The organism is Prosthecomicrobium pneumaticum (genome assembly GCF_014199915.1).
Lineage (GTDB): Bacteria > Pseudomonadota > Alphaproteobacteria > Rhizobiales > Kaistiaceae > Prosthecomicrobium > Prosthecomicrobium pneumaticum.
The window spans coordinates 24,122-47,802 of the sequence record NZ_JACHOO010000015.1; the positions used below are offsets into that span (position 1 = coordinate 24,122).

Consider the following 23,681-nt stretch of genomic DNA (forward strand, 5'->3'; position numbering starts at 1 on the left):
CGCCGGGCAACGCTGCCCGGCACCTTTCAGAAACCGCGTTGACGGAAAGCCTCAGGCGGCGAGCTTCTCGGGCTCGGCCTGTCTGGCCTCGACCCTAGGCAGCGTCTCGCCAGTCGCGATCGCGATCCGGCGCGGCTTCATTTCCTCGGGAATTTCGCGCTTCAGCTCGACCGTCAGCAGACCGTTGACAAGGCCGGCGCCGACGACCTTCACGTGGTCGGCAAGCTCGAAGCGGCGCTGGAAGGCACGGCCCGCAATACCGCGATGCAGATATTGCCCGTTCTCTTCAGATTCGCCGGACTTGTGGCCCGCCACCATGAGCATGTTCTGCTCCTGCGTGATGGTCAGTTCGTCCTCGGTGAAACCGGCCACCGCCATGGTGATGCGGTACTCGTCCTCACCCGTCTTGACGATGTCGTAGGGCGGCCAATTGTCGATGGACGCGACGCGCCTCGCATTCTCGAGCGCGTTCAACATTCGGTCGAAGCCGACGCTCGACCGGAACAAGGGAGAGAAATCCAAAACGGTGCTCATAGCCACATCCTCCTTGAGCAACATGGATACAAGACTTCACAGCGAACGCCGGGCGCCGTTGGCGCCCAACCGATCGCCGCCGGCCCCGGAGTGGCAGCCGGCGTTTTTTGATTTAGTTCGGCGCTTTAGCGGTTCAAGAGGCGAAGCCCCCCGATCAGCCTATGTTCGAACAGACCACCAGGCGCTCGACCCACCCGTGCAGCGTGTTCGCGTCGGTCAAGCCGGCTTGCCGGGCTGCCACCTTGCCTTCCGAAAAGGCCAAAAGAGCCGGGATTCCCTGGACCCCATATCGGCGCGCCGCCTCAGGATTTTCATCGACATTCACCTTCGCGAACCGGGCTCTCGGCTCGATCGTTTTCGCGGCTTGGGCGAAGATCGGCGCCATCGCCCCGCAAGGGCCGCACCAGGGCGCCCAGAAATCCACGACCACCGGAATGTCGGAGTTGGCGATGTGCCTCTCCAGTCGGGCGGCATCAAGCTCGGCCGGCGTTCCTTGGAACAGCTTCGCGTGGCACCGGCCACACTTTGCCGCCTCGGCCGGCCGATTCACCGGCACGGCATTGATACTGTCACAGTTCGGGCAAACGACGCGACGTTTCTCCATCGACGTGATTCCTTGTGCAAACACTTTCCCTTCATTTGGGGAGCGTTCGCACCGGCTACCACGAGTGGCATCTCTCAAATGCCGTCCTTATATCACCACTGCTCGTGGCGTCGTCCGGCGTTCACGGCACATCACTCAAAGGAACGAAAGGATACAGGTTGAAGAAGGAGGTTTAGCCATGGACAGCCATGCAGGCCCTTTAAATGTCCGGCCGAGCCGAATTGAGCAGCTTGAGGCTGATTTTGCTTCACTTGCGCCGCAGCTTCCCGACAGTGCCGAAAGGAAGGCTTTGTCCGTCCTTCATGGCATGGTGCAGGAGCTCTGGCGCATCCAGGTGTCCGGCAATGCGAGGCAGGTCCGGTCCGGCCCCACTATCGATGACATCGTCGATCTCCATGAACACGCGCCCCCGATGGAGGGCGATGCTGTCAACACGCCGCTTGCCGTCGGAGAACCCGCGCCCGACTTCGCGCTTCCCGACGCGAATGGCCGCACCATTCGCCTGTCCGACTATCGCGGCCGGCGTGTCGTCCTCGCCTTCTATCCGCTCGACTGGAGTCCGGGGTGCAGCCGCCAGCTCGATCTTTATCAGCACGAGCTCGATGAGTTCCGCAAGCGCGGCGCCGAGGTGATGGGCATCTCCGTCGATAGCCTTTACAGCCATGGGGCGTGGGCGGCCGTGCGCGGGCTGACCTTCCCGCTGCTCGCCGACTTCAATCCGAAGGGCGACGTCGCGCGCCGCTACAAGGTCTGGCGCGAGGCCGACGGCTTCTCCGAAAGGGCGCTCTATATCGTCGACGAGAACGGCATCATCCGCCACGCGCAGGTCTCGCCGAAGCTCCAGCACGTCCCCGACATCTACGAGTTGTTCAGCGCACTGGACCAATTGGCAACCCCTAAGGCGGCTTGAGGAGATTGGATCATGTATGCGTCAACCTACTCCCCCTTTGCGTACCGTCCGCAGGTTGCGGACGTGGCCGTCTATGGCAGCCGCTGGTGCGGCATCACCATGATGGTGCGCCGTCATCTGGACCGGGCCGGCATCCCCTATCGGTTCATCGACTGGGACCTCCATCCCGAAGCGCGCGACCAGCTCGAATGGCTGGCGGGTGGGCGGATCGGAAGCCCGACTGTGACGATCGGCGGCCAGGTGCTCGTCCAGCCGTCGCTGCGGGAGCTCGACTGGGCTCTCAGCCGAGCGGGATATCGTTGAAGCACGCAATTTGACCGCGACGGCCGGCGACCGAGATCACAACGTCTCCGCCGCGCGGTCGTCGCCCACCACGACAAGGACACGACGGAGGACAGACAATGACCGAGGAGGAGATCACCGCCATTCTCGGGCCCGTCGACGAGATCTTGATCGCGGAGATCAACCAGACGGGAGCGACGTCCGAAGAGCTGGCGGAAGCGTGGGCGTGGCTCAACGCCGATGAGGCGCTGATCAACGAGGGGCGGCCCCATCCCTCCGGACGCGTCGGCGCGCTTGTTGAAATTCTTGAATCGATCGAGCCCGATCCGGACGCGTAACGCTCTCCAGTCTGGCCGAGCACATGGGCCTTCAGGGCTCGTCATCCACCGCTCTATGCCATGCCGGCCTTGCGTCAAGGAGGCAGACTGAAACCGTTCCCACGTTCACGGGCTTCGCGCTCGCGAATCTCCTGTGCAATCTCGAGACAGGCGAGCAATTCGACATAGCTAGGAGCGCTCCCCAGTGAGCTGAGGTGCAGGCAGCGCGTGCGATCCGCCGGCGAGAACTTAGGCCACGAAGCCTTCAATTGGTCGCTCGCCTCCCGCTCCCTGTCTAGACATATTCGTAGGTATTCCGGCTCTCGGAGAAGCTCGGCGATCCCGCGGCAGAAGGGTTCGGCACTAAAGTTCGGCACGGGTCCTCCCGCCAGCACGAGAAGCACCATGGCCGCTCCTTGCAAAGCAGACGGCATGCTACTTCATCACCTCTATGGGCGAAGCCCTTTGACGCCGCGCGAAGAGATCAGGCGGGGTTCGTCCCCCCGCTCCACTTGCGGATTTTCTTGGGGCAGCTCGTGAAGGCGGCGCTGCTCCGATCCGCTCGACGGATGGCCATCCGCCGTCGCTTTGGCACAATTTGGTTTGGTGGTCCGGAGGACGAGGAAGCCTTTCCGGCCGTCGCGTGATCGCGTTGTCAAGCGCATCGAGGCCGCGGAGCGGATAGCAGACGGCTTCATCATTCCGGTCACCGCGAAGGAGAAACCACAACAGGATGAGGTCGTGGCCGTGGGTCAGCCCTTCCGGCCGTTTGCCAATAATCCTGGAGGCTAGCAAGATGTTCACAGGGGCGGTTCTCTCCATGGCATTCGTCTCGCATATGAGCGTTGCCGCAGCATTTCCGTGGCTCGCGTTGCAGAGCATCGCGCTCAGAAGCCTGCAGACTGCTCCAGTTAAAGGTCAGTCCAATCCCGCGCTGCGCGTTCCGAATTGGGAGCGATCGGTGTCGGCAGCGGAAGTCGGATCTGATCCCGACGCGCTGATCAGGGAGCCGGAAAGCAGGAAGGCTGCGTAGGCGGCGCCAACGTTTCCCAGCTGCGCTCCGCGTCTTGCGATTATGGCAACGCGCCCGTGCCGTCATGCTGCCGGCTTTTCTCCGACTACCACCCGAAGCAACTCTGACGCGGCATGGTGAGCCTCGGCCCATCCCGACCTTTGTTTGCACGACCTCCATATCGTTCCCGCTGCTCACTCGTTGCATCGCTCTCGCGAAGCCTCACGTGGCTGCCGTGGGCATTCATCAACCGGTTGGCGATGTTAGCCATCAGATCGCATCGGCTTCGCTACTACCACTCTCGCTGGTCTCAGAAGGCGTCCATGGATAGTGAAGCCTTCTTCCAGGACCTGCGTGACAGTCCCTGGCGGGTGAGATTGGTCCGCAGATTCCATCAGCGCCTCATGCAGGGTTGGATCAAAGCGCTCTCCCAGGGCAGCGATCTTCTTGATTCCAAAGCGCTCGAGGGTCTGAAGAAAAAGGCGCAACGTTGTCGTGACGCCTTCTACCAACGCGTCACTCACCTGGTTCTCCGTCCGCCTTTTCGCGTCGAGAACGCGCTGCAGATTGTCGAGAATCGGTAAGAGCTCGCGCGAGAATTCCGCTACGGCAAATTTGCGCGTCTCTTCCATGTCACGATCCGCCCGTCGCCGAACGTTCTCAGCTTCAGCCAACGCACGCAGCAGGCGATCTTGGAGCGACGCATTCTCCGCGAGCAACGTTCCAATATCTACGGCCTCGGTTGCGACTACCTCATCTTCTTTGTTGTGTGGCGACGACATGCTCGCTCCTGACCCATCTCATGAATCCCGATCCTCGGCGGCGTTCGTCAGCCGGCCTGAACAGACTGCCTTCGGCCGACCATTCGCACAGGCTAGGAACAGCCGCCCTGACAACCGTCAGTTCAGCTGTAGGGGGCGCCTAGCCGAAGTGACGCACCGCGGATCGGCCGGCCGGTCCCATTACTCGTCCGAAGGCCCTGCAGACCCAGCCCGCGCGCTGTAGAAAGTCGGGGCGAACCATCGAGACCGTGGCCAAGCTCGCGCTGGATATTCGATCTACGCGTGAACTATGCGTGGTCGCGGATTTCGCGCGTGCCCCTTTCCGGAACGTCGATCTGGTCCTTGCGGTCTTGTTCGCGAACCAGCCAGTAAACGGCGCCTAAGGCAATAATGGCTGCAGCCAACGCCAAGACGTGGCTTGCTGTCGTTGTCGAAATATCAATGATGATAAACTTTCGAATCACCGCCAGCATTGCGATCAGAACAACTGCGCGGACCTGTACAACGCTCTGCTGACGCCTGACCATTATCAAGATCGAATGCTTGAACTCCAGAGCGATAATAACGGTCAGAATCATTCCGAAGACGGTTTGAAACACCGCCGGATCTGTCGGGTCGAAACTTGACAGAATGAGGCTGAACAAGACTTTGGCGGCCAAATGCCAGACAGCAGAAGCGATGACGACGATGATCAGCCCAGTCAAAGCCAGCACGACCACCTGCTCGAACTTCTCGTAGGTGCTCGCCAAATGCCATTGCGCTGTGTTGATATCCAACCGTTCGAGCAATTTCACAACCCGCTCCCTCCGCACTTACGCGACAACACGATCTTCAGGGCGGCAAGCAGGTCACGGTTCGTCGTTCCCCTTCAGCAGAATGGGGCGCCGACTACGGACTTCCGCCAAGATGCGATGCTGCAGCTCGGTCGGCTGCACGCCGATCGCATCGCACAATTCGCGCAGTGTCCTGCGCAGACCATGCATCTGATCGATGAGGTCCAGGATGATTGCAACGCCCTCCTTATTGACGCCCAAGTCGTTGCGCAGGTCTTGGATCAGTTGCACACGTGAGACGTCCATTTCCGAGAAGGCCCGTCCCTGCTCGGTTCGCCGGGGGCGCAGCCACCCTTCCACAACCCATGCCTCGACGGTCTCTTGACTGAGACTCACGCGCAGCACGAACTCGTCAAAATCGAGCATTCATACCCCCATGCCGCGACGCGGATCGTGCGTCTTGCCGGCGGCCCATCCTTGTACGAACCGCTCCAGCTCCGGGTCGGGCTTCTCCGGCAGAACGACTTTCAGCCTGACATATTCATCACCCCGCGTTCCGTTCCCCCGCGGGACGCCCTTGCCGCGCAGGCGCAGAACGGTCCCGGAATTGGAGCCTTGGGGAACCCTCATCGTCACCGGCCCAGCAGGCGTTGGAACTGAAATCTTGCCCCCCATGACGGCTTCGGTAAGCGAAATAGGAAGCTCCAGGTGGATGTCGTCCCCCTTGCGGGTGAAGATCGGATGAGGTTTGACGGTGATCTCGATAAAGGCATCGCCGGGCGGGCCGCCGCCGACGCCGGCGCTTCCCTTGCCGGTGAGCCGCAGTACCTGCCCGTCGCGCGCGCCCGGCGGAACGGTCACGTCCACCGTCGAGCCGTCGGCGAGGGTGACACGGCGCACCGCACCGTTGACGGCCTCCAGGAATTCCACCGGGAGGCGGTAATGCGCATCCTGCCCCCGCATTCTCAGGTTAAAGCGTCCGCCGCGACCGAAAATGCTGGAGAACAGGTCACCCTCGTCGCTGAAGTCCGAGAAACCCTCCGCCGTGGCGTAGGGATGCTCGCCGGCGCCCGCTCCGGCAAAATCCCGGTAGTAGCGCTGGCGCGGGCGCTCATGGCCCTCGGCGTCGATCTCTCCGCGATCGAAGCGCGCGCGCTTTTCGGGATCGCTCAGCAGGTCATATGCCGCCGAGGCCGCCTTGAACTGCTCCTCGGCCTGCTTGTTGCCGGGATTGAGATCGGGGTGCAGCTTCTTTGCCAGCTTGCGGTAGGCCTTCTGGATTTCCTCCTGACTGGCCTCCTTCCTCACGCCCAGCACCCTGTAGGGATCTTCGCTCAATCAACACTCCGTCGCGGTTCGATAGAGATCTATATTCTTGCCCTGAATATGAGGAGGCTACCGGGAAGCGCAAAACCTGGTCATCGGCGAGGCGAAGCCCGCCCTCATGATGAATCGCTTCGCCTATTCAGGCGGCCACGACAATGACGGTCGTCAATTCACGACCGATCTGCATCAGGCACAATGTGGTTAGCCCATAAATCACCGCGCGGCGTTTTCGGATTCCGCACGGAGGCGACACGTTGTGTCCTAGCCTCCTGGAGCACCACTCGCCATAACCACACAGGAGATTCCGCATGTCCGTCCGACAACTCTCAAAGAGCGAATGGCAATCGTACTGCGATCGCGTATCTAAAGGGTTGCAGGGAAAGCGTGCTCAGATCGAGGTCGCTGCACTACACTTGGGGGATCAAATCGCCACGAAGTGGGTTCCGATCTTTGGTATTAGCTATGATCCCAAAGACGATATCGTCGAAGTCGCCCTTGAGGGCCTGGATCACTTGATACATCGACCGCGCAGTGTGACTGTAGACGAAGGCACCACCGGCCTTTCCAGCGTTGAGGTCCTTGACGGCGAGGGGCGGAAGCAAATCGTCAAGCTCGCGGAGCCGCTCATGCTTCCGCCCCCGGCAAGTAACGTGGCCCCGACACCCAGCCCATAACTGATCGGCGCTCGGGCGCTGCCCGTCACGTTCACGTCGTCGTCACCACGCGGACCGGCCCTCGGCGCTGCTGCACGTCGACGACCACCTGCGAGCGGGACCTGCGCAGCGTGACGTCCGCCGAACCTCCATCGAGCACCAGATTGCGGATGGTGACCTCTTCGAGGAACGCCGGCAGGACCGGCTCGTCGAACCTGATCTGAATCCGCTCCGCATCGAAACCGAGCCCCAGGCAAGACTGGAGCATGAACAAGGGCGCTCCGGCCGCCCAGGCCTGCGGTGTACAGGCCACGGGATAGAAGGTCGGACCCCTGGTCTGCTGACGCGCGAAGCCGCAGAACAGCTCGGGCAGGCGCCGAAGATCGATATAGGTCGATGCCGCGAACAGGCCTTCGAAAATCCGAGCCGCTTCACGCTTGAAGCCGTAGCGTACAAAGCCGGCGGCGATCAGGGCGTTGTCGTGAGGCCAGACCGAGCCGTTGTGATAGCTCATCGGATTGTAGCGCGCCTCGGTGGCGGCCACGGTGCGCACGCCCCAGCCGGAGAAAACCGCCGATCCCATCAGGCTCCGCACCACCGCTTCCGCGCGCTCCGGAAGCGCCAGGCCCGTCAGCAGGACATGCCCTGCATTGGAGCCGCGTACCCGGCAGGGCCGCTTGTCTCCGTCCAGCGCCATCACATAGGTGCCGAGTGACTCATCGAAGAAGCTTGCGTCGAAAGCAATCCTGATCGCTTCCGCCCGCCGCTCAAAGCCCTCGGCCTGCTCCGGACGCCCGGCAGCTCGCGCGATAGTGGCTGCCGCACGCCAAGCCCCGTACGCATAAGCCTGCACTTCCGCGAGCGCGATCGGTCCCGTGGCAAGGGAACCATCGGCATGGAAGACCGAATCGTGGCTGTCCTTCCAGCCCTGGTTGACCAGGCCATCAGGATTGCGCCGGCCGTATTCGATGAAGCCGTCGCCGTCGCGGTCGCCGTGCCGGTCCATCCAGGACAGGGCCGCCTCGATATTCGGCCAGAGGCGATGCAGCGTGAAAGCGTCGCCCGTGCGCTCCAGATAGGCGCCGGCCAGCATGACGAAGAGCGGCGTCGAATCGATGCTGCCGTAATAGCGGCGGAACGGCACCTCCTTCAGTTCGGCCATCTCGCCGTAACGGACCTCGTGCAAGATCTTGCCAGGCTCGGCATCAGCCGTCGAATCGAAATCGGTCGCCTGGTTCGCCGCGAGATGAAGCAGGACGCCGCGCGCGATCGCCGGATCCAGCCAAAGGGTCTGCAGCCCCGTGATCAGGGCGTCGCGGCCGAAAACTGTGCTGAACCAGGGAATGCCAGCATAGGGAAAAGGTCCCTCCGGCGTGTCCGTGACCAGCATATTGAGGTCGGACACCGAGCGGCGCACCGCTTCGTTGAAGATTTCGTTCGAGGTTTCGACGGCCGCAGCCCGGGCCGACGACCGCCGCAGCGCAGCCCGCGCATCCCGCAGCGCCACGCCGAAGCCGCGCCGCAGCGGCCCGCCGCCGGCGCCGTCGCAGGCGATCTCGATCACCATCGTCCTGACCTGGCGCGGCGCGAGGTCGAGCACGAATGAAGCATGGCCGGCGCTGATCTCCTGTGGCGCGGGATCGAACCGGAGCGTCGTCGTCCGCCGACGGCCGTCGAGGCCGAGATAGGCGAGGGTCACTCGATCGCCTTTCACCTCCGGAGGTTGCATGTCACCCCGGCGCTCACGCCGCGCCCCGCGCACCTCGAACAAGTCCGCGAAGTCTGCGGAGAAGGCGAGCTTCAGGGTGATCTGGTGCGGGCGCACGTCGAAATTGCGAATTGCCAGGCGCTCGTAGCACACCCCCTTCCACAGAAACCGGGATCGCCGCAGGTGCACGAGGTCGTGCTCGAGAACGATCCGCCCTTCATCGTCGCTGATGTCGGGGTTCGTGAGATCGCAGGTCAGCGTTGCATTGTCGTCGCGCAGCGTCGAGGAGAGCAGGAGGGGATGCTGGCCTTCGATCGTCAGATAGAGATGCGAAAGATACCGTGTGTCGCGGTGAAACACGCCCTCCGGGCTTCCCGGCCATGAGACCGCGTCACCGTTGTGATCGAACACGGCAAAGGTATCACCATGCTTGAGCGTTCGAGGCCGGCGATCCTGCAGCGACGTGGCCACCGGAATAAGAGACTGCGCGGTCGTGTCATCAGCACCAATTGGCACGAGGGCACGAGCAACCGCATCGACATTGACGTGCTTCATTGCCTTCCCCCGTTCAAGCGACCGCGCCTAGATCCATCTGCCCGGAGTTGCTCACGCCCGGTGCCGAAAGCCCGGCACTGCGCAAGATCACACGCCGCACGGAGGGTAGATTCCGATAGATGTCGACATACTCCCTGCCCATCCGCTCAACCGTGAATCGATCTTCAAAAGTCGCCCGGACCCTGGCGCGGTCCAGGCTGTCCACCCGCCGAACCGCATCGATAGCCTCATCGAGATCGCGAACGACGAAGCCGGTCACGCCATCATCGATGACCTCCGGCACCGACCCGCAGCGGAAGGCGACGGTCGGCGTGCCGCAGGCCATGGCTTCGATCATCACCAGGCCAAACGGTTCTGGCCAATCGATCGGGAACAGGAGCGCGCGGGCATTCCCGAGGAAATCCGCCTTTTGGCGCTCGTTGATCTCACCAATAAATTCTACATTCCGGTGATTTGCCACCAGAGGACTGATGAACTCATCCCAATAAGCTTGGTCTGTCTTGTCGACCTTAGCGGCGATCTTGAGAGGAAGTCCGCTGCGCGCGGCGATCTCGATCGCCCGGTCCGGCCGCTTCTCCGGCGAAATCCGGCCGAGGAAGGCAAGATAGTCTCCCTTCGGCTTGGCCGTGAAGGGCAGAAGGTCTTGGGGCAGACCGTGATACACTGTGCCGGCCCAATTCACCGGCGGCATCGGGCGACGCTGCTCGTTGGAGATCGAGACCAAAGGATAGCGCCAGAACATCGAATAGAACGGCTTCAGATCCGCAAGGTCCAGCCGCCCGTGCAGCGTCGTGACGACCTTGTCGGAGAAACTGGCGAGCATGGGATAGTGCAGGAGATCGATATGGAAATGCAGCACGTCGAAGTCATCGGCGCGCCGCCGGACCTCCTCCAGCATCATCATGTGGTAGGGAAGAGGATCGCTGACCGCAGGGTTGAGCCTTAGTGCGACATCACAGCATGGCACCAGCCGTGCGCTGGTCTTGGAGTCGCCGCTGGCAAACAGCGTGACGTCGTGTCCCTGCCGCACCAATTCCTCGGTCAGGTAGGCTACGATCCGTTCCGTCCCCCCATAGAGGCGGGGTGGGCAGCGTTCCGCGAGCGGGGCGATCTGGGCGATCTTCATCGACAATACCTCCTCGATTGAGCAAAGTGTTGACAATGAGCCGCATCGGGAGAGGCCCGGTGCCACCCCGCAAGGCGTGGCTAGCCTCCACGATGTCCGAAGCCATCCGTCGCTTCCCAAGGACCGGCATGTCCGCATCCTCGGTTCGCGCGACTTGGAGATGGCGGCCGTCTGGCAGGACCCTCCTTCAGCAGTTGGTTGCGCGCGCAGTTTGGACCTGTGCGACGTACGAATTAGGAAGCGGTCGCGCCATGTTCAAGAAATCGCTCAGCTTTTGCCGCGGGCAGGCTGAACGCAATCTTCGGGCGTGACGCACCGCTGCTTCCGTCGCGATCCAACCCGGCGCCAGACGAATACCCTTGGGAGACACTTTTTCGACAGGATCTTTGCAGGTTCAAAGTCCCGCCTTCCGGCCCGCGCGCGGGGCGGTCAATACCGTAGGAGCGCGCTCATCGGAGCGAATTTGCCAAGCCGGGCCTGTGTCTCCGGATGACGCATGAACGCGACGCGCGCGGCGCTGTCGAGGGCCTGCTGGGCAGCGGCATCCACGAGATCATCCACGTTTTGGAGCCCCCGGCTTTTGCAGACCGGACAGCCGTCGCCGGGCGCCTCTTGGAAGAGCGCCTTGCACTCGGCGCATTGTTCGCCGGGTGCGGCAAAGCGGTCATCGACCACGAGCGCTGCGACGCGGCCTTCGCGCAGGCAATCCAAAGTCTCCTGCACCCCGATCGCAAGCTTTTCGAAGGTGGCCTGTTCGAACTCCTGCAGGACGGCGCCTTCCCGATCGCGCCGCAGTTTTTCGCGCAGCGGACCGAGCGCCTCTCCGATCTCATGTGGAGACGCATGGATATCCACCGCGAATGCCTGCACGCGCTCGACAAGCGCCTTGGACAGGTTCTCCACGAAGGCCGCGTACATGTCCGGCGGCGCGGCCACCAGCAGATGTGAAGTCTCGAGCTCGCGCATGATGATCTCCGCCATCTGCGCAAGCGCTCTCGCTTCGTCCTTGAGCACCTGGGTGGCAAGGACATCGCGGCGGTCGCGCGGAACGCGGTCGGTCAGCATCCCGCGGATTCTCTGCCCCTTGATCCGGTAGATCTCTTCGACCTGCCCCAGGTGCTGGACGAAGAACCGGCTCCGTTCCTGCGAGAGAAGAGCGACCAGATTGCGGTCCCCTTCGCCCCAGCAGCGCAGAAGCGGACGGATATAGGGGCGCGGCCCGACATGGATCCTGTCCGCCAGCGCGATTGGCAGCGTGATCTGCCCCCATATCCCCAGCCTCTCGCAGACGAAGAAGACCACGCTCCGCCCCAGCTCGGGGAGCTGTTCGTTCAACGCCGCTTCGATGCGGTCGAGCTGCCTCCTTATGGTCTCGGAGGCCGCCTCGTCGGACTTCAGTAGCGTCTCATGGGCAAGGCTGGACAGCACGGATTGCCATCCGCTGGCCGCCCGTCTTTCCGGCGTCAGGCAGAGATAGACGCTGATGATCGGATCGTCCCTCGATTCAAGCCGCGCGAGCCCACGCAGATGCGCGGGCGACAGGAGCCTGTAGGCAGGCTCCTCCATTCGCGCGCGCGTCGTCTCAAGAATGCGATCCCGCATTTCGGGCGTCAGCGGGCGATGCACCCCCAGCGAGACGGTGAGCGAGTTCATATCGCCTCCTTCTTGGTGCTTACCAGCAGCGCATGGCCATCCTGCCAAAGCTCCGCAATTCGGCGAGCGGACAGGCCCAGGACGGATGCGATTTCTCCGACGGAGAACCGATGCACATGGCGCAAGACGAGCACCTGCCGCGCGAGCGCCGACAGTCCGGGCACCTCCCGCTCGAAGACCGCGGGCTCCGCCGCCTCGGCCGTGACGTCGGCGGGGACGATATCCTCCCACCGTAGCATCTCGTCCGGCTGATACCATTCCCAAAACGACTCATCGTCGTCGTAGATCGGCTCGGCGGGAGCCGGTGCTTCGAGTGAAACGGAGACCAACTTGCGCAGGACCTGCTCCTGCCGGACGATGCGCGTCAGGACACGGAACTGGAGACCCAGCAGCCACGGACGAATATCGAGCCCCTGCGGCCGCCGATGGCGATCGCGCCACGCGCGCAACAGGGTTTCGCCGACCACTTCCTCGGGGGAAATCTCGTCCTCGCGCAGGTCGCCGACCGCCGAATGATAGCGGACGTCCCGGCGGGCAGCCGCGAACAGCTCATCAAGATACGGACCGACCAGGCGCTGGAAGGCGTCCCGGTCACCTTGCAGCGTGGCCCGCCATAGCGCTTCGGCCGACGCATCGCGCGGCGTCGAATCGCCCGGGGCAGGTGGGGCAACAGGAGTGGGATCGTCGACGGCAGACATGGCGACCTCACCTTCAAGCTCTTGCTGTCCTCGCTCTCCCTTTTCGCGTCAGAAGCTAGGGTCATCAAAGACATAGGCAGGCTATTCATGCCTTCAAGTGTTGGCTTCCCGGCCTGACGCCGAGGAAATTGTGGTCGAATGGAGCGACAGCGACACGCCGCCCCGCCGGAGCCGCCGCAACGTTTATCCTGGCCCGGAGGTTCGTGCTGGTGGCTGAGACTGAGGCCACATTGTGCTCTAGCGTCTTCGGCGGCGGCAACGCACCTGAAGCTCAACTGAACCGGAACGCCCGACGCGGACCAATATGTGTCGTCGCATCGGGCGACCCGCTGTGCTTCCGGTTTCGTCAGTCTCGCGGCGGCGAGCGATATTTCACATCTGGCTAGCCGGAGCCGATAGGACCGATTTGTTCTGAAACTTGCGCCGCTGATGCGGCGAACCATATTGATCCTACACAAGTTGGAGAAGCTCAACCGACCTCTCGATGCCCACGAATGCCTGACGGAGATTTACCGAGCGAAGTGGTCCGCGCCGGGCGGGAGCCGCACAGCAGGCGCGGACCCAAAGTCTCCGAAATCCTGCGGTCCCTCACGGACGATACCTCACGCGAGCGTATTTCAGTCGGCGATCTGATTGTCGCCATGGGCGACCGGGCCTTCGGCCCACTGATGCTCTTTTTCGCGCTCCCGAACATCCTTCCGATGCCGCCCGGCGCCTCCGGCATTTTCGGGCTTCCGCTGACAATCCTGGCCACGCAGTTCATGCTCGGTCGTAAACCGTGGCTTCCAAGGATCGTTGCCAAGCGCTCCCTATCGAGAGCGGATCTCATCCTGATTCTCGACCGTGCGGAGAAATGGGTGACGAGATTGGAAAAGTTGCTCAAGCCGCGGCTCACGATCCTTGTCGCTCCGCCGGCTGAACGGGTGATTGGCGCTCATTGCTTGATCCTCGCGATCATTCTCGCCCTGCCTATCCCGTTCGGCAATGTTCCGCCCGCCTTTGCCATCTGTCTCTTTTGCCTGGGCGTTCTGGAGCGCGATGGCGCGTGGGTGATCGCTGGCTCCCTTGCTTTTGTGGCCACCATTACCGTCGTGGCGGGCGTCCTCTTTGCTCTGCTGAAGGGCGCGGTGCTCGTCATCAACGCCGCGTTCAACTAGAAGGAGCATGCGGCGCTTGTTGAGCAAGATCCGGGGGCGCCGGCGAAAGATAGTCTCCAATCAAGAGGGAAACAAAAGGGTGAGCCGGCTTGCTCGGCATAGGTTGCGGAATCTCGTTGAATCGGCGCTGCTGATAGCCGCGATGGCGCTGATCGTGGGCCTTTGCGCCTGGACCCTATGGGGAGCGGAAGGCCTCCTATGGGGTGTGATCGGCGCCTTCTTTGCGTTGCTCGTCACGCCGGCGATTGCTCCCGGACTCATCCTCTCGCTCTACGGCGCCACGCCGCTGTCCCCGGAAGAGATGCCGAACATCCATAGTGTCCTGGAGGAGCTGAGCCGCCGCGCAAAGCTGCCGACAGTACCGAGTATCTGCTACGTTCCCAGCCGGTCAGTCAACGCATTCACGGTCGGCAACCGCGAAGCGGCAGCGATCGCTCTCACCGACGGCATGCTGCGGACCTTGAACCTTCGCGAGCTCACCAATGTGCTGGCGCACGAGGTCGGCCATATTGCAAACAATGATCTGTGGATCATGGGACTCGCCGACATGATGAGCCGGATGATGACGATCATGTCGTATTTCAGCTTTCTGCTCCTGACCCTTAATATGCCGCTCGTCCTCACAGGGCAGGTCGTCATCCCCTGGCTGTTCATTCTGCTGCTCATGTTTGGGCCGACCATCATGAGCTTTCTGCAGCTCGCACTGTCGCGGTCGCGCGAGTTCGATGCAGATCTTTCTGCTGCGATTCTCACCGGCGACCCGCGGGGACTCGCTTCCGCACTCGCTAAGCTCGAACGTCAGGGGCGCTTCTGGGAAAATCTGTTTCTTCCCCAGCAACACATTCCCGATCCCTCGCTCCTTCGCACCCATCCTCCCACCGAGGAGCGGATCCGGCGCCTGATTGATCTGGCCGAGCGTCCGCCCGCCCGGGCTGAGCTGCCTCGACCGCCTGCCGCGGTCCTCCCCGTTCGCATGAGGCGAGTTGATCCGCCGCCACGTCGCCGTTGGTCGGGACTTTGGTACTGAGATGCAAACAATTTCAGGGAGCTGGCGCACCCGGCGAGATTCGAACTCACGACCTCTGCCTTCGGAGGGTCACACCTCTTTAGGAGAGATGTCTCGCGATCACGAAGCCGAGACTCCTTTCTATTTGCACGCCACAGTATCCGCCTGTCTGCGCGCTGAATTTCGCTCCTTCCCTTTCGGCGTCTATCGCGCTCATTTCCTCGAGAAGACGAACTGAGGAGATGATGATGGCTGACCGCAATAGCGCGCCAATGAAGCGGACCATCCGCCGACAGCAACTCCGCGAAATCGTCCCACTTGCCGACAGCACGATCTACGAGATGGAACAGCGCGGCGACTTCCCGCGCCGTTTTGCGCTCTCGCCGAGATGCGTGGTCTGGGACCTGGCCGAAGTCGAGGCCTGGCTAGCGTCGCGTCGATCAGCCCCAATCGGGCGCGCGCAGGCTCCCGACGTCAGGCAACGGCGGTCGCGCCCGGTTCGAGAGCCGGATCGGGCTCAAGCAGCGGCATCGAAGGCGGGATGAGCACCGGGACGCGCTTCTTCCCAGCGACCCAGGCGTCGATGATGTCCGACCACTCCTGCATCATGTGGCGACGCTGAACTTCGTACTCCGCCTTGTTATAGACGCCGCGCGAAGAACGACCATCCTCGTGGGCAAGACACTTCTCGATCCAGTCGCTGTTGAAGCCCAGCTCGTTGAGCAGCGTGGATCCTGTCCTTCGCAGATCATGAACCGTGAATGGCTCGAGTGGCAGACCTTCCTTCTTCGCCAATTCAACAACCGAGTAGGTTACCCGGTTGAACGTCGCGCGCGACATCGGCGCATCCGCGTCGTACCGCGACGGCAACAGGTATCGCGAATTCCCTGCGCAGGTCTTCAGCGCGATCATGATGTCGAGTGTTTGCCGCGACAGATAGACGTTGTGCGCCTTCGAACGCTTCATGCGCTCCTTCGGAATCGTCCACACGGCATTCTCGAAATCGACTTCGTCCCACGTGGCATCCTGCAGCTCGCTCTTGCGCACCATGATCTGTAGATAAAGCCGCATGCCGAGCCTGATGGTCGGCAATGTCGCGACCTTCTCGATCAGCTTGAGCATGATCCTGATCTCGGTTGGCGAGAGCGAGCGGTCCTTGGGCACGAAGGTAGCGATGGAAGACGGCCCCACGTCGTCAGCGGGGTTGGCGACCTTCTCCCCGTGCAAGATCGCGAAGCCGTAGATCTGCTTGACGATGTCGCGGACGTGGATCGCCGTAGCGGGCGCGCCCCGCTCGACGATCGCCCCGCAAAGAGCCCGGAGGTCATCCGGTGTGATCTCGGTCAGCAGCCTGTTGCGCCATTTCGGAAGCAGTTCTCGCTCGAAGATCGACCGGCGCATCGCCCGCGTGCTGTCCGCCATCGTCGGCGCCGCGGTCAGCCACTTCTCGCCGAACTCGCCAAAGCTCTTCGCTTCCAGGAGCCGGCGCTTCTCCCGCTGCTTTTCGATCGCCGGCGATCGTCCCTCGCTGATCGCCCGCTTGGCGTCGATGCACAGCTCTCGTGCTCGAGCGAGGGACAGCCCCGCCGGGCCGTACTTGCCGAAGGTGACGGTCTCGCGCCGCCCATTCATCCGGTAGTCCAGGCGAAACGTGAGTGTCCCGGACGGCTTCACCAGCACGTACATGCCGTCCCGGTCCGTCACCTTATAAATTTTGTCTTTTGGTTTCAGGTGCTTAAGAGCTGCATCCGTCAGCATTCGGGTCGCCTCCTCGAAAAAAGACCGTCAGGTCAATTTCGGGCGCCACCACGAAAATATCTCTTTTTCTTACAGCATCTTAGGTCGAAAAAAAGACCGTCACATGGCGCTCAGACCCTGACGGTATCGGATGAAATCGGATTTCGCAACGGGGAGCCGGACCGTCAGGGAGTACGTCAGCGGCGATCTCTGCCGGCCGATAGTCCCCGAACGTCTCTGTGATATTTTTATTTATTTATCAGTGCGTTACGGCGTATTCTGGCGTGCTGTAGGATAGCACCGGATGGGCCTGAATCATTCCCACTCGATCGTGCCCGGCGGCTTGCTGGTCACGTCGTAGACGACGCGGTTGATGCCCTTCACCTCGTTGATGATGCGGGTGGCGGCGCGGCCGAGGAAGGCCATGTCGAAGGGGTAGAAATCCGCCGTCATGCCGTCGACCGAGGTCACCGCCCGCAGCGCGCAGACGGAATCGTAGGTCCGGCCGTCGCCCATCACGCCCACCGTCTGGACCGGCAGGAGCACGGCGAAGGCCTGCCAGATCGCGTCGTAGAGGCCGGCCTTGCGGATCTCGTCGAGATAGATCGTGTCGGCCTTCCTCAGGATGTCGAGCTTCTCCCGCGTGATCGCACCGGGAATGCGGATGGCGAGGCCGGGGCCGGGGAAGGGATGGCGGCCGACGAAGGCGTCGGTCAGGCCGAGCTCGCGGCCGAGCTTCCTGACCTCGTCCTTGAACAGCTCGCGCAAGGGCTCGACGAGCTTCATCGCCATGCGGTCCGGCAGGCCGCCGACATTGTGATGGCTCTTGATCGTCACCGAAGGGCCTCCGGTGAACGAGACGCTCTCGATCACGTCCGGATAGAGCGTGCCCTGGGCGAGGAAATCGGCGCCGCCGATCTTCTTCGCCTCCGCCTCGAACACATCGATGAAGAGCTTGCCGATGGTCTTGCGCTTCACCTCCGGGTCGGTGACGCCCTCGAGCGCCGCGAGGAAGGTGTCGGAGGCGTCGACATGGACGAGCGGGATGTTGTAGTGGCCGCGGAAGAGCGAGACCACCTCGTCCGCCTCGCCGGCCCGCATCAGGCCGTGATCGACGAAGACGCAGGTCAGCCGGTCGCCGATCGCCTCGTGGATCAGCACCGCCGCGACGGAGGAATCGACGCCCCCCGACAGGCCGCAGATCACCCGTCCCTCGCCGACCTGCGCGCGGATCGTCTCGACCGCGGCGGCGCGATAGGCCGCCATCGTCCAGTCGCCCGAACAGCCGCAGATATCGCGCACAAAGCGGGCGATCAGCCGCGCCCCGTCCGGCGTGTGATAGACCTCCGGGTGGAACATCGTCGTATAGATGCGGCGCGCCTCGTCGGTCGCGACCGCGAAGGGCGCGTTCTCCGACGTCGCCTTGACCGAAAAGCCCTCCGGCAGCCGGGTGACGCGGTCGCCATGGCTCATCCAGACCTGATGCCGGCTGCCGACCTCCCAGATCCCCTCATAGAGCGCGCTCGGCGCCTCGACCGAGACGAAGGCGCGGCCGAATTCCGCCGCATGGCCGCCCTCGACCGCGCCGCCGAGCTGCAGCGCCGTCGTCTGCTGGCCGTAGCAGATCGAGAAGATCGGCAGGCCCGCCTCGAACACCGCCTGCGGCGCCCGCGGCGAGCCGGGATCGAGCACCGAGGCCGGTCCGCCCGACAGGATGACGCCCTTCGGCTGCAGCCGCGCGAAGGCGTCCTCCGCCTTCTGGAACGGCACGATCTCGGAATAGACGCCGGCCTCGCGGACGCGGCGGGCGATCAGCTGCGTCACCTGCGAGCCGAAATCGACGATCAGGATGGTTTCGGGCATCTCGGCTCCTCGGCGGGTTCGGCGATCGGGTTAAGCGGGAAACGGAAGTGCGGCAAGCATCGCGGCGCCGCTCAGCGCCGCGTCAGCCGGCCGACGAAGAAGCCGTCCGTGCCGGTGCGGCGCGGTGTCATGAGCAGGCCCTCGGGCCGCGGCAGGACGCGGTCGGCCGGCGGCGCGCCGTCGCCGGCGAGAAGCGCCGCGCCGTCGTCGAGCGCGAGCTCCGGCCGCGCCGCCGCGAGCCGGCGAAGCTGCGCGCCGTTCTCCGCCTCGAGCACGGAACAGGTGACATAGACGAGCCGGCCGCCGGGCTTCAGGAAGCGGACGGCGCCGTCGAGGATCGCCGCCTGCTCCTTCAGCCGCTCGGCGAGGCTCCCCGGCCGCAGCCGCCATTTGGCGTCCGGATTGCGGCGCCAGGTGCCGGTGCCGGTGCAGGGCGCGTCGACGAGGACGAGGTCCATCGCCCCTTCGAGATCGGCGAGCACATCGGCGCCGGGCCGCGGCGTGCGGATCTGGACGTTGCGCACGCCCGCGCGGGCGAGCCGGTCGTGGATGGGCGCGAGCCGCCGGCGGTCGGAATCATGGGCGTAGATCTGGCCGCGATTGTCCATCGCCGCGGCGAGGGCGAGCGTCTTGCCGCCGCCGCCGGCGCAGAGATCGAGCACCTGTTCGCCCGGCCTCGCGCCGGCGAGCACCGCCGCGAGCTGGCTGCCGAGATCCTGGATCTCGACGAGGCCCTTCAGATAGCTCTCGGTCGAGACGACGTGCGGCTCGGGCGTGCCGCGCTCGGCCCCGTAGCGGAGCGCCGCGGCGGCGAGCTCCGGCCGTTCCGGCGCGCGGCCGAGCTCCTCGGCGAGGCGGGCGGCGATCGCGTCCGCCTCGCCCTTCAGCGTGTTGGCGCGCAGATCGAGCGGCGCGGCCTGCGCAAAGGCCGCCATCTCGGCGGCCGTCCCGTCGCCGAAGACCGCGGCGAGATCGGCTTCCAGCCAGTCGGGATAGTCGCCGCGGACCGCCGCGGGCGCGGCAGCGAGCCGGTCCTCGCCGAGCGCGGCGCGGATTTCCGCCTCGAGCGGCGCGGGGGCGAAACGCTCGCCGGAGAAGAGCGCCTCGACGCCCGCAAGGCCGAGCCCGTGATGCACGGCGATGAGGCCCGCGAGCGTGGCGCGCCCCCCCTCCCCGCCCGCCGCATGGGCGGCGGAGCGCTTGCGCCGCAGCGCGTCATAGACGAGATCGCCGATCGCCCGGCGGTCCTTCGAGCCGGCGAAGCGGTGCGCGAGGCCCCAGTCCTTGAGCGCGTCGGCCGCCGGGCGGCGGCGCGCCTCGATATCGTCGAACACCTCGATCGCGGCGGCGATCCGCGCCGCGGGCGTCATCGGCCGTCTCCGTTCAAATGAGCCTCACCGCGAGATCGATCCAGAGCGCGAGAACGGCGGAGAAAGCGAGCGCGAAGGCGCCGTGCCGCAGCGCCAGCGGGCCCGACAGCGCGCCGACCGTATGGCCGATCCGGGCGGCGACGAAGAGCCAGGCGAGCACGAGCTCGAGCAGCGACACGCCGTCGACGAGGAAGAGGAAGCCGACCACGGCGAAGAAGAGCACCGGCAGCTCGAACTGGTTGGCGAGGTGCCGGCGCGCGGCGCGGCTGTCGTCGGGCTCCTTGTCCCAGGGCGCGAAGTCGGTCGAGGGGACCGCGCCCGACCGCACCGCCCGGCTCCGCGTCGCGCCGAGCCGGACATAGATGGCGAAGATCAGGAGGGCCTGCACGATGGCGGGCCAGAGGATGGCGGTGTTCAGCATCGGCGGGCTCCGTTCTCCGGGCGTCGGTCAGACATTGCTCGGATAATTGGGGCTCTCCCGGGTGATCGTCACGTCATGGGTGTGGCTTTCGCGCAGGCCCGCCGAGGAGATCCGCACGAAGCGCGCCTTGTCGCGGAAGGCGGCGAGATCGGCCGCGCCGACATAGCCCATGGCGGCCCGGAGACCTCCGGCGAGCTGGTGCAGCACGCCCGCCACCGGGCCCTTATAGGGCACCTGCCCCTCGATGCCTTCCGGCACGAGCTTCAGCGTGTCGCGCACCTCGGCCTGGAAATAGCGGTCGGCCGAGCCGCGCGCCATCGCGCCCACCGATCCCATGCCGCGATAGGACTTATAGGAGCGGCCCTTGTGCAGATAGACTTCGCCGGGGCTCTCGTCCGTGCCGGCGAGGAGCGAGCCGACCATGGCGCAGCGCGCGCCGGCGGCGAGCGCCTTGGCGAGATCGCCGGAATATTTGATGCCGCCATCGGCGATCACCGGCACGCCGGCCGCGTCGCCCGCCTCGGCGGCATCCATGATCGCGGTCAGCTGCGGCACGCCGACGCCGGCGACGATCCGCGTCGTGCAGATCGAGCCGGGGCCGATGCCGACCTTGATCGCGTCGGCGCCCGCATCGATCAGCGCCCTGGCGCCGTCGCGCGTCGCGATGTTGCCGGCGATCACCTGGACGCGGTTCGACAGCATCTTCACCCGCGTCACCGCCTCGAGCACGCGCTGCGAATGGCCGTGCGCGGTGTCGACGACGATCAGGTCGACGCCGGCATCGACGAGCCGCTCCGAGCGTGCGAAGCCGTCATCGCCGACGCTCGTCGCCGCGGCGACGCGCAGCCGCCCCTGCTCGTCCTTGGCGGCATTCGGGTTCAGCCGGCTCTTCTCGATGTCCTTGACGGTGATCAGGCCGACGCAGCGATAGGCCTCGTCGACGACGAGCAGCTTCTCGATGCGGTGCTGGTGAAGGAGGCGCTTCGCCTCCTCCTGGTCGACATTCTCGTTCACCGTGATGAGCCGTTCGTGCGTCATCAGCTCGCGCACGGTCTGGCCCGGATTGGAGGCGAAGCGCACGTCGCGATTGGTGAGGATGCCGACGAGCCGCCCCGGCCCGCCATTCGCGCCCTCGACGACCGGAATGCCGGAAATGCCGTGCGCCCGCATCAGGCCGAGCGCCTCGGCGAGCGTCGCCTCCGGCCCGATCGTCACCGGATTGACCACCATGCCGGATTCGAACTTCTTCACCTGGCGGACTTCCTCGGCCTGGAGTTCCGGCGCGAGATTGCGGTGGATGACGCCGAGACCGCCGGCCTGCGCCATGGCGATGGCGAGGCGGGCCTCGGTGACGGTGTCCATCGCCGCCGAGATGATCGGCAAGGTGAGCTCGATCTCGCGGGTGAGCCGCGTGCGCAGGTCGACCTCGCCGGGCAGCACGGTCGAATGACCGGGCTGCAAGAGGACATCGTCGAAGGTGAGAGCTTCGCGCCCGGTGGAGGATTCGATGATCGCGGCCATGCCAGACTCCGGATTGCGCGCAAGCGTCCGCGGGAATCATTCCGGCGGCGCGCTCGATTCGCGTAACGAAGGATTGGCGCGGGTCAGTAGCATGCTGCGCTGCGAATGGAAAGCGATAAGCCGCCGCCGTTGGGCCACCCTCCGGGCCGCGGTCCGGGCGCCCGCCCGCTCCAGCGCCGCGCCTCAGAATTGCTCGGAATTTCGCGAAGATCGGCGGGGTGTGGTTGCGGGGGCCGCGTCGGCGCGCCATCTGCAGACGCAAGCCCCGCGCGAGACTGCGGTTCTAAGCCCGATACCGAGCCCCGAGAGGACGCGAGACCCGTATGGCCGACCCCACCGAGGACCATGACGACATCGTCTATCCGTCGTCGATCCCCTTCGTTCTCGTCCATCTCGCCTGTTTCGCGGCGTTCTGGACGGGCGTGACCTGGGAAGCCGTGGCGCTCTGCGTCGGGCTCTACTGGCTGCGCATCTTCGCGATCGGCGCCGGCTATCACCGCTATTTCTCGCATCGCGCCTATTCGACCAGCCGCGCCTTCCAGTTCGTGCTCGCCTTCCTCGCCCAGACGACGGCGCAGAAGAGCGTGCTGTGGTGGGCGGCGAAGCACCGCCACCATCATCTCCATTCCGACACCGAGGCGGACGTCCATTCGCCCCGCCACACCGGTTTCCTCTACAGCCATCTCGGCTGGATCTTCTCCCGCCGCCATGGCGAGGTCGATCTCGTCAAGGTCGCCGATCTGGCGCGCTATCCCGAACTGATGGCACTGCACCGCTTCGAGATCCTGCCCGCGATCCTGCTCGCCGTGCTCTGCTTCGCCGTCGCCGGCTGGTCCGGCCTCGTCGTCGGCTTCTTCTGGAGCACGGTGCTCGTCTATCACGCCACCTTCTGCATCAACTCGCTCGCCCATGTGCGCGGCAAGGCGCGCTATGTGACGGGCGACGATTCCCGCAACAACTGGCTGCTCGCCCTCTTCACCATGGGCGAGGGCTGGCACAACAACCACCACGCCTATCAGTCGAGCGTGCGTCAGGGCTTCCGCTGGTGGGAGATCGACCCGACCTTCTACATCCTGAAGGCCCTGTCCTGGACCGGCCTGGTCTGGGACCTCAAGTCGCCCCCTGTCGAGGTTGTGCGCAACGAGCAGCGGCTCGGCGCGCGCGTCATCAACCGGGCCGCGGAGCAGCTCGCCGCGCGCTTCAACCCGGAGCGGATCGCCCGTGGCCTCGCCGCGACGCTGCATGCGGCCGAGCTCGCGGCGCTGCAGGAGCGGCTCGCCTCGGCCCGCCACCGCGCCGAGGAGGTGCTCGCCGCCGTCCACCTCCCCAAGGTGCCGAGCCGCGACGACCTGCTCGCCGAGGCGCGGGCGATGTTCGCCAAGACACGCTCGCTCGACAAGACACGCTCGCTCGACGCGATCGCCGACCGCGCCCACGCCTTGATGCTCGCCGCCATCGCCCGCCACCTCGCCCCCCCCGCCGACAGCCGCGCCTGACCCCCCTCTCCCGCTCGCGGGAGAGGGCTTCGCCTCTTGGCGAGCGGAGCGAGCCTGGATGCGAAGGGTGAGGGTGCACCTTTCTTCCTCGATGAAGGGAAGAGCCCTCACCCTACCCTCTCCCGCGGGGCGGGAGAGGGGAATCCCGGCGGCCGCGTTCGTGGCCCCCGCCATCCT

The 23,681-nt window shown here is 64.5% G+C and carries 24 protein-coding genes and 1 pseudogene; 10 read left to right on the forward strand and 15 right to left on the reverse strand.

Translation table 11 applies throughout. From position 1 onward, the window contains the following. Positions 1 to 51: 51 nt before the first annotated feature. Together GGQ63_RS21335 and trxC are read right to left on the reverse strand one after the other, a co-directional pair. Positions 52 to 534, reverse strand: a complete 483-nt coding sequence (locus GGQ63_RS21335) for an Hsp20 family protein (RefSeq protein ID WP_183858648.1) — start codon at positions 532 to 534, stop codon at positions 52 to 54. Positions 535 to 688: 154 nt separating this feature from the next. Further along, positions 689 to 1,138: a thioredoxin TrxC gene (gene trxC / locus GGQ63_RS21340; protein WP_183858649.1), complete on the reverse strand. Its 450-nt coding sequence runs from the start codon at positions 1,136 to 1,138 to the stop codon at positions 689 to 691. Positions 1,139 to 1,316: 178 nt separating this feature from the next. Here trxC and GGQ63_RS21345 point away from each other — a divergent pair, with 178 nt between their 5' ends. The 5 genes and pseudogenes from GGQ63_RS21345 to GGQ63_RS21365 all read left to right on the forward strand — a co-directional run bounded on the left by GGQ63_RS21345 (position 1,317) and on the right by GGQ63_RS21365 (position 3,680). Then, a complete protein-coding gene (locus GGQ63_RS21345) occupies positions 1,317 to 2,048 on the forward strand; it encodes a peroxiredoxin (RefSeq protein ID WP_183858650.1) in 732 nt (243 codons plus the stop codon). Between the two features lie 12 nt (positions 2,049 to 2,060). Continuing rightward, positions 2,061 to 2,351 carry a glutaredoxin family protein gene (locus tag GGQ63_RS21350; protein WP_161138474.1) on the forward strand — a complete coding sequence of 97 codons (291 nt, stop codon included), beginning with the start codon at positions 2,061 to 2,063 and terminating at the stop codon, positions 2,349 to 2,351. 98 nt (positions 2,352 to 2,449) lie between these two features. Then, the gene (locus tag GGQ63_RS21355) at positions 2,450 to 2,668 is read left to right on the forward strand and encodes a hypothetical protein (RefSeq protein ID WP_183858651.1); all 219 of its coding nucleotides are present in this window, start codon (positions 2,450 to 2,452) and stop codon (positions 2,666 to 2,668) included. A 585-nt stretch (positions 2,669 to 3,253) separates the two neighbouring features. Then, positions 3,254 to 3,400 (forward strand): annotated as a pseudogene (locus GGQ63_RS21360) (hypothetical protein); the annotation flags it as partial. Between the two features lie 67 nt (positions 3,401 to 3,467). Further along, positions 3,468 to 3,680: a hypothetical protein gene (locus tag GGQ63_RS21365; protein ID WP_183858653.1), complete on the forward strand. Its 213-nt coding sequence runs from the start codon at positions 3,468 to 3,470 to the stop codon at positions 3,678 to 3,680. A gap of 242 nt (positions 3,681 to 3,922) precedes the next feature. Here GGQ63_RS21365 and GGQ63_RS21370 read toward each other — a convergent pair whose 3' ends face one another. The 4 genes from GGQ63_RS21370 to GGQ63_RS21385 all read right to left on the reverse strand — a co-directional run bounded on the left by GGQ63_RS21370 (position 3,923) and on the right by GGQ63_RS21385 (position 6,552). After that, positions 3,923 to 4,441: a nucleotide exchange factor GrpE gene (locus GGQ63_RS21370; protein WP_161138470.1), complete on the reverse strand. Its 519-nt coding sequence runs from the start codon at positions 4,439 to 4,441 to the stop codon at positions 3,923 to 3,925. A gap of 287 nt (positions 4,442 to 4,728) precedes the next feature. Further along, positions 4,729 to 5,235, reverse strand: a complete 507-nt coding sequence (locus tag GGQ63_RS21375) for a phosphate-starvation-inducible PsiE family protein (RefSeq protein WP_183858654.1) — start codon at positions 5,233 to 5,235, stop codon at positions 4,729 to 4,731. A gap of 54 nt (positions 5,236 to 5,289) precedes the next feature. Next, on the reverse strand, positions 5,290 to 5,640 hold the full coding sequence (locus tag GGQ63_RS21380) for a chaperone modulator CbpM (protein ID WP_183858655.1): 351 nt from the start codon (positions 5,638 to 5,640) through the stop codon (positions 5,290 to 5,292). Beyond that, positions 5,641 to 6,552, reverse strand: a complete 912-nt coding sequence (locus tag GGQ63_RS21385) for a DnaJ C-terminal domain-containing protein (RefSeq protein ID WP_183858656.1) — start codon at positions 6,550 to 6,552, stop codon at positions 5,641 to 5,643. A gap of 296 nt (positions 6,553 to 6,848) precedes the next feature. On the opposite strand from GGQ63_RS21385, the gene GGQ63_RS21390 reads away from it, so the two are divergent. Then, the gene (locus GGQ63_RS21390) at positions 6,849 to 7,214 is read left to right on the forward strand and encodes a DUF5335 domain-containing protein (RefSeq protein ID WP_183858657.1); all 366 of its coding nucleotides are present in this window, start codon (positions 6,849 to 6,851) and stop codon (positions 7,212 to 7,214) included. 31 nt (positions 7,215 to 7,245) lie between these two features. On the opposite strand, the gene GGQ63_RS21395 is transcribed toward GGQ63_RS21390, so the two are convergent. The 4 genes from GGQ63_RS21395 to GGQ63_RS21410 form a co-directional block, all read right to left on the reverse strand. Then, positions 7,246 to 9,456, reverse strand: coding sequence for an amylo-alpha-1,6-glucosidase (locus GGQ63_RS21395; RefSeq protein ID WP_183858658.1), 2,211 nt, complete (start codon positions 9,454 to 9,456; stop codon positions 7,246 to 7,248). A gap of 13 nt (positions 9,457 to 9,469) precedes the next feature. Then, positions 9,470 to 10,582 carry a glycosyltransferase family 4 protein gene (locus GGQ63_RS21400; RefSeq protein ID WP_183858659.1) on the reverse strand — a complete coding sequence of 371 codons (1,113 nt, stop codon included), beginning with the start codon at positions 10,580 to 10,582 and terminating at the stop codon, positions 9,470 to 9,472. A 429-nt stretch (positions 10,583 to 11,011) separates the two neighbouring features. Beyond that, complete coding sequence (locus GGQ63_RS21405) at positions 11,012 to 12,235, reverse strand: baeRF10 domain-containing protein (RefSeq protein WP_183858660.1); 1,224 nt, start codon at positions 12,233 to 12,235, stop codon at positions 11,012 to 11,014. Then, entirely contained in the window at positions 12,232 to 12,933 is a 702-nt protein-coding gene (locus tag GGQ63_RS21410; RefSeq protein WP_183858661.1) for an RNA polymerase sigma factor, read from the reverse strand. Before GGQ63_RS21410 ends, GGQ63_RS21405 begins: the two co-directional genes overlap by 4 nt. A 494-nt stretch (positions 12,934 to 13,427) precedes the next feature. Between GGQ63_RS21410 and GGQ63_RS21415 the strand changes: the two genes are divergently transcribed. From GGQ63_RS21415 to GGQ63_RS21425, 3 genes are all read left to right on the forward strand, one after another. Then, positions 13,428 to 14,090, forward strand: coding sequence for an exopolysaccharide biosynthesis protein (locus GGQ63_RS21415; protein ID WP_183858662.1), 663 nt, complete (start codon positions 13,428 to 13,430; stop codon positions 14,088 to 14,090). A gap of 142 nt (positions 14,091 to 14,232) precedes the next feature. Next, positions 14,233 to 15,117, forward strand: coding sequence for a zinc metalloprotease HtpX (locus tag GGQ63_RS21420; protein WP_183858663.1), 885 nt, complete (start codon positions 14,233 to 14,235; stop codon positions 15,115 to 15,117). Positions 15,118 to 15,344: 227 nt separating this feature from the next. Beyond that, the gene (locus GGQ63_RS21425; RefSeq protein WP_183858664.1) at positions 15,345 to 15,641 is read left to right on the forward strand and encodes a helix-turn-helix transcriptional regulator; all 297 of its coding nucleotides are present in this window, start codon (positions 15,345 to 15,347) and stop codon (positions 15,639 to 15,641) included. Here GGQ63_RS21425 and GGQ63_RS21430 read toward each other — a convergent pair. From GGQ63_RS21430 to guaB, 5 genes are all read right to left on the reverse strand, one after another. Next, positions 15,571 to 16,854: a tyrosine-type recombinase/integrase gene (locus GGQ63_RS21430; RefSeq protein ID WP_183858665.1), complete on the reverse strand. Its 1,284-nt coding sequence runs from the start codon at positions 16,852 to 16,854 to the stop codon at positions 15,571 to 15,573. The two genes, GGQ63_RS21425 and GGQ63_RS21430, sit on opposite strands and share 71 nt — an antisense overlap. A gap of 294 nt (positions 16,855 to 17,148) precedes the next feature. Then, positions 17,149 to 18,696: a glutamine-hydrolyzing GMP synthase gene (gene guaA, locus GGQ63_RS21435; protein ID WP_183858666.1), complete on the reverse strand. Its 1,548-nt coding sequence runs from the start codon at positions 18,694 to 18,696 to the stop codon at positions 17,149 to 17,151. 71 nt (positions 18,697 to 18,767) lie between these two features. Next, positions 18,768 to 20,066, reverse strand: a complete 1,299-nt coding sequence (locus GGQ63_RS21440; protein ID WP_183858667.1) for an RsmB/NOP family class I SAM-dependent RNA methyltransferase — start codon at positions 20,064 to 20,066, stop codon at positions 18,768 to 18,770. Between the two features lie 13 nt (positions 20,067 to 20,079). Further along, the gene (locus tag GGQ63_RS21445; protein ID WP_183858668.1) at positions 20,080 to 20,487 is read right to left on the reverse strand and encodes an MAPEG family protein; all 408 of its coding nucleotides are present in this window, start codon (positions 20,485 to 20,487) and stop codon (positions 20,080 to 20,082) included. Positions 20,488 to 20,514: 27 nt separating this feature from the next. Then, positions 20,515 to 22,008 carry an IMP dehydrogenase gene (gene guaB / locus GGQ63_RS21450; RefSeq protein WP_183858669.1) on the reverse strand — a complete coding sequence of 498 codons (1,494 nt, stop codon included), beginning with the start codon at positions 22,006 to 22,008 and terminating at the stop codon, positions 20,515 to 20,517. A gap of 323 nt (positions 22,009 to 22,331) precedes the next feature. Here guaB and GGQ63_RS21455 point away from each other — a divergent pair, with 323 nt between their 5' ends. Then, positions 22,332 to 23,504: an acyl-CoA desaturase gene (locus GGQ63_RS21455; RefSeq protein WP_183858670.1), complete on the forward strand. Its 1,173-nt coding sequence runs from the start codon at positions 22,332 to 22,334 to the stop codon at positions 23,502 to 23,504. The last annotated feature ends 177 nt before the right edge of the window (positions 23,505 to 23,681 follow it).

Excerpts from the sequence above, each read along its gene's own strand:
- GGQ63_RS21335 (WP_183858648.1), bottom strand. The coding sequence starts at position 534 with ATGAGCACCGTTTTGGATTTCTCTCCCTTGTTCCGGTCGAGCGTCGGC.
- trxC (WP_183858649.1), bottom strand. The coding sequence starts at position 1,138 with ATGGAGAAACGTCGCGTCGTTTGCCCGAACTGTGACAGTATCAATGCC.
- GGQ63_RS21345 (WP_183858650.1), top strand. The coding sequence starts at position 1,317 with ATGGACAGCCATGCAGGCCCTTTAAATGTCCGGCCGAGCCGAATTGAG.
- GGQ63_RS21350 (WP_161138474.1), top strand. The coding sequence starts at position 2,061 with ATGTATGCGTCAACCTACTCCCCCTTTGCGTACCGTCCGCAGGTTGCG.
- GGQ63_RS21355 (WP_183858651.1), top strand. The coding sequence starts at position 2,450 with ATGACCGAGGAGGAGATCACCGCCATTCTCGGGCCCGTCGACGAGATC.
- GGQ63_RS21365 (WP_183858653.1), top strand. The coding sequence starts at position 3,468 with ATGGCATTCGTCTCGCATATGAGCGTTGCCGCAGCATTTCCGTGGCTC.
- GGQ63_RS21370 (WP_161138470.1), bottom strand. The coding sequence starts at position 4,441 with ATGTCGTCGCCACACAACAAAGAAGATGAGGTAGTCGCAACCGAGGCC.
- GGQ63_RS21380 (WP_183858655.1), bottom strand. The coding sequence starts at position 5,640 with ATGCTCGATTTTGACGAGTTCGTGCTGCGCGTGAGTCTCAGTCAAGAG.
- GGQ63_RS21390 (WP_183858657.1), top strand. The coding sequence starts at position 6,849 with ATGTCCGTCCGACAACTCTCAAAGAGCGAATGGCAATCGTACTGCGAT.
- GGQ63_RS21395 (WP_183858658.1), bottom strand. The coding sequence starts at position 9,456 with ATGAAGCACGTCAATGTCGATGCGGTTGCTCGTGCCCTCGTGCCAATT.
- GGQ63_RS21400 (WP_183858659.1), bottom strand. The coding sequence starts at position 10,582 with ATGAAGATCGCCCAGATCGCCCCGCTCGCGGAACGCTGCCCACCCCGC.
- GGQ63_RS21405 (WP_183858660.1), bottom strand. The coding sequence starts at position 12,235 with ATGAACTCGCTCACCGTCTCGCTGGGGGTGCATCGCCCGCTGACGCCC.
- GGQ63_RS21410 (WP_183858661.1), bottom strand. The coding sequence starts at position 12,933 with ATGTCTGCCGTCGACGATCCCACTCCTGTTGCCCCACCTGCCCCGGGC.
- GGQ63_RS21415 (WP_183858662.1), top strand. The coding sequence starts at position 13,428 with ATGCCTGACGGAGATTTACCGAGCGAAGTGGTCCGCGCCGGGCGGGAG.
- GGQ63_RS21420 (WP_183858663.1), top strand. The coding sequence starts at position 14,233 with ATGGCGCTGATCGTGGGCCTTTGCGCCTGGACCCTATGGGGAGCGGAA.
- GGQ63_RS21425 (WP_183858664.1), top strand. The coding sequence starts at position 15,345 with ATGGCTGACCGCAATAGCGCGCCAATGAAGCGGACCATCCGCCGACAG.
- GGQ63_RS21430 (WP_183858665.1), bottom strand. The coding sequence starts at position 16,854 with ATGCTGACGGATGCAGCTCTTAAGCACCTGAAACCAAAAGACAAAATT.
- guaA (WP_183858666.1), bottom strand. The coding sequence starts at position 18,696 with ATGCCCGAAACCATCCTGATCGTCGATTTCGGCTCGCAGGTGACGCAG.
- GGQ63_RS21440 (WP_183858667.1), bottom strand. The coding sequence starts at position 20,066 with ATGACGCCCGCGGCGCGGATCGCCGCCGCGATCGAGGTGTTCGACGAT.
- GGQ63_RS21445 (WP_183858668.1), bottom strand. The coding sequence starts at position 20,487 with ATGCTGAACACCGCCATCCTCTGGCCCGCCATCGTGCAGGCCCTCCTG.
- guaB (WP_183858669.1), bottom strand. The coding sequence starts at position 22,008 with ATGGCCGCGATCATCGAATCCTCCACCGGGCGCGAAGCTCTCACCTTC.
- GGQ63_RS21455 (WP_183858670.1), top strand. The coding sequence starts at position 22,332 with ATGGCCGACCCCACCGAGGACCATGACGACATCGTCTATCCGTCGTCG.